The 4,034-nt window shown below is 75.5% G+C and carries 1 protein-coding gene; it reads right to left on the reverse strand.

What is annotated here, in order from left to right:
- Nucleotides 1-3,856: ATP-dependent helicase (locus VGD85_RS22425; RefSeq protein ID WP_331065651.1), on the reverse strand; the 3,856-nt coding region annotated here is incomplete at its 3' end.
- Nucleotides 3,857-4,034: the final 178 nt, after the last annotated feature.

A 4,034-nucleotide genomic window follows, 5' to 3' on the forward strand; every position in this document is an offset into this window, starting at 1 on the left:
CGGCGGTCTCGGGCGGCCCGGTGCGGATCGGCCGGCCGGCGCGCGGCGGTGGCCGCCGGGTGCGGTGCGAGGCGGTGCCCGAGCGAGTCAGGGCGCGGAGCGGGGTGAGGGTGTCGTTGCTGACGCGGCCCGCCCAGACGAGGTCCCACAGCGCCGCCGAGAGCGCGGCGTCGTTGGTGGAGCCGACGGCGTCGGAGAGCTGGCGGAAGAACCACGCGCCACCGGGGGCCAGGGCGTCGAGGACGGCCTGGTGGAGTTCGCTGTGCTGGAAGGGAGCGGGCTCGGGCAGGGTGAGGTGCGCCTGGTCGGCGAGGTGCAACGACACCCAGCCGTCGGAGCCGGGCAGCGCGGCGTGGCCGGCCCACAAGACCTCGCCGGCGGCGGTCAGCTCGTCGAGGTACGACGTCTCGTAGTCGCGCACCCGCGCGGCGAGCACCAGCGGCTCGAGCGCGGAGGCGGGCACGGCGCAGCCGGCGAGCTGGTCGATCGCGGCGAGCACGCCGTCGACGCCGCGCAGCGCTCCCCGGCTGGTCGTGACGTGCTGCCAGGCGCCCAGGAACCGGCCCAGCGCCTCGGGCTCGACCGGCTCGATCTCCTGCCGCAGCCGGGCCAGCGAGCGGCGACGCAACCGGCGCAGCACCTCGGCGTCGCACCACTCGGTGCCGCTGCCGGCGGGCCGGAACTCGCCGTCGAGCACCCGTCCCTGGGCGGCGAGGCGCTGCAGCGTGTGCCGCACCACGGCCGCGCCGAGGCCGAGGCGCGCGGCGACCTGCTCGGTCGTGAACGGGCCGTGGGTCCGGGCGAAGCGCCCGACCAGGTCGGCCAGGGGGTCCTCGACCGGGTCGGCGAACGCTTCGGGGGTCCCCGGCGGCACGGGCACACCGAGGCCGTCGCGCAGCCGGCCGACGTCCTCGACGGCGGCCCAGCGCTCCTCGCCGGCCATCCGGACCTCGACCAGGCGTCGAGCCCGGGCCAGCGCGTCCAGCCACTCTCCGGTGTCGGCGCCCGGGACACAGCGGGCCGCGACCTCCTCGGTGGTGAGGGGGCCGAGCAGGCGGACCAGGTCGGCGACGCCCTCGGGGTCGCGGGCCCGGCGGTCGGGGGTGAGCCGCTGGAGCTCGGCCTCGACCTCGGCGAGCACCTCGGGGTCGAGCAGCTCGCGGAGCTCGGCGCGGCCTAGCAGCTCGGCGAGCAGGCCCTGGTCGAGCGACAGGGCGGCGGCCCGGCGCTCGGCGATGGGGGAGTCGCCCTCGTACATGAACTGGGCGACGTAGCCGAACAGCAGGCTGCGGGCGAACGGCGACGGCTGGTGGGTCGACACGTCGACGACCTGCACCTCGCGCCGGTCGACCGCGCGCATCAGCGCGAGGAGCGACGGGAGGTCGTAGACGTCCTGGAGGCACTCGCGCACCGCCTCGAGCACGATCGGGAACGAGGGGTACTTCGCGGCCACCTCCAGCAGCGCGGCCGAGCGCTGCCGCTGCTGCCACAGCGGCGAGCGGCGGCCGGGGTCGCGTCGGGGCAGCAGCAGGGCGCGCGCCGCGCACTCGCGGAACCGGGAGGCGAACAACGCCGAGCCGCCGACCTCGGTGGTGACCAGGCCCTCGATCTCGTCGGGGTCGAACACGATCACGTCGCCGCCGGGCGGCTCGGCCTCGGTGTCGGGGATGCGGATCACGATGCCGTCGTCGGAGGCGACGGCCTGGCCGTCGACCCCGAAGCGCTCCCGCAGCCGGGCGTTGATCGCGAGCGCCCACGGGGCGTGCACCGGCGTGCCGTAGGGGGAGTGGACGACCAACCGCCAGTCGCCGAGCTCGTCGCGGAACCGCTCGACCAGCAGGGTGCGGTCGCTCGGCAGTACGTTGGTGGCGTCGAGCTGCTCGTGCAGGTAGGTGAGCAGGTTGCCGGCGGCGTACTCGTCGAGACCGTCGCGTACGGCGCGCTGCGTCGCCTCGTCGCGCGACAGGCCCGCCAGCTCGCGGGTGAACGCGCCGATCGCCGCGCCGAGCTCGGCGGGCCGGCCGAGGGCGTCGCCCTTCCAGAACGGCAGCCGGCCGGGGACGCCCGGGGCCGGCGTGACCAGGACGCGGTCGTGGGTGATGTCCTCGATGCGCCAGCTCGTCGCGCCGAGCGCGAAGACGTCGCCCACGCGCGACTCGTAGACCATCTCCTCGTCGAGCTCACCGACCCGACGCCCGGGGCCGGTGCCCCCGACCAGGAAGACTCCGAACAGTCCCCGGTCGGGGATCGTGCCGCCGCTGGTGACCGCGAGGCGTTGGGCGCCCGGCCGGCCGGTGAGGGTGCCGGTGACGCGGTCCCAGACCAGCCGCGGGCGCAGCTCGGCGAACTCGTCGGAGGGGTAGCGGCCGCTGAGCAGGTCGAGCGTCGCGTCGTAGGCGGTGCGCGGCAGCTGGGTGAACGGGGCGCTGCGACGCACCAGCTCGAACAGGTCGTCGGCGGACCAGGCGTCCAGCGCCGTGGCGGCGACGACCTGCTGGGCCAGCACGTCGAGCGGGTTGGCCGGCACCCGCAGCGACTCGATCGCGCCGGTGCGCATCCGCTCCACGGCCACCGCGGTCTGGGCCAGGTCGCCTCGGTGCTTGGGGAACAGCACGCCCCGGGAGACCTCGCCCACCTGGTGGCCGGCGCGCCCCACCCGCTGGAGCGCGCTGGCGACGCTGGGCGGGCTCTCGATCTGGATCACCAGGTCGACGGCGCCCATGTCGATGCCGAGCTCGAGGCTGCTGGTCGCGACCACGCAGGGCAGCCGGCCGCGCTTGAGGTCGTCCTCGATCAGCGCCCGCTGCTCCTTGGACACCGAGCCGTGGTGGGCCTTCGCGATGACCTGGGTGGCGCCCTGGCTCTGCCCCGACTGCGCCATCACCTGGGCCGGCGGCCCCCCGGTGGTTGAGGAGGTTGCGCTGGCAACCGTCTCGAAACCACCCGCCCGCTCCGTGGCGATCTCGTTGAGCCGGGCGGTGAGCCGCTCCGCGAGCCGGCGGGAGTTGGCGAACACGATCGTGGACCGGTGCTGCTCGACGAGGTCGACCACCCGCTCCTCGACGTGCGGCCACAGGCTCTGGGCGCGCTGCGGGTCCTCGCCGTCTTCGTCGTACTCATCGGGTGCGGTCATGTCCTCGACGGGCACGACGACCCGCAGGTCCCACTGCTTCTCGCTCGGCGGAGCGACGATCTCGACCGGGGCGGTGCCGCCGAGGAACCGGGCGACCTCCTCCAGGGGGCGCACCGTCGCGCTGAGGCCGATGCGCTGGGCGGGCCGCTCGAGCAGCGCGTCGAGGCGCTCGAGGCTCACCGCCAGGTGGGCGCCGCGCTTGCCGCCCGCGACCGCGTGGACCTCGTCGACGATCACGGTCTCGACGCCGCGCAGCGACTCGCGGGCCTGGCTGGTGAGCATGAGGAACAGCGACTCGGGAGTCGTGATCAAGATGTCAGGGGGAGCGGTGGTGAGCTTGCGGCGGTCGGCCGCGGGGGTGTCGCCGGAGCGGACGCCGACGCGGACCTCGGGCACCGGCTGGCCGAGCCGGTCGGCGGTGTGGCGGATGCCGGTCAGCGGCGCGCGGAGGTTGCGCTCGACGTCGACGCCGAGCGCCTTGAGCGGGGAGATGTAGAGGACCCGGCACCGGTGGCGCCTGTCGTCGGGCGGCGGCGTGGTGAGCAGCCGGTCCAGGCTCCACAGGAACGCGCTGAGCGTCTTGCCCGACCCGGTCGGCGCGACGACCAGCGCGTGCCGGCCCGCGCCGATCGCCTCCCACGCACCCTCCTGGGCCGGCGTCGGGGTCGCGAACGCCGCACCGAACCAGGTGCGGGTCGGCTCGCTGAACCGGTCGAGGGCCATCACCCGACCATCCTTGCTCACGGCACCGACAGGTGGCTCCTACCGCTGCGGCAGCCGCAGGTGCGGGACGACGGGCTGGTCGGCGTGCGGGATCGGGACCGGCTCGGGACCGCGGGGCCGCACGTGCGGGATCGGCACCGGCGGCAGCCCGTGGGGCCTGGCGTGCGGGATCGGCACC

The organism is Nocardioides sp., from assembly GCF_036401255.1.
Lineage (GTDB): Bacteria > Actinomycetota > Actinomycetes > Propionibacteriales > Nocardioidaceae > Nocardioides.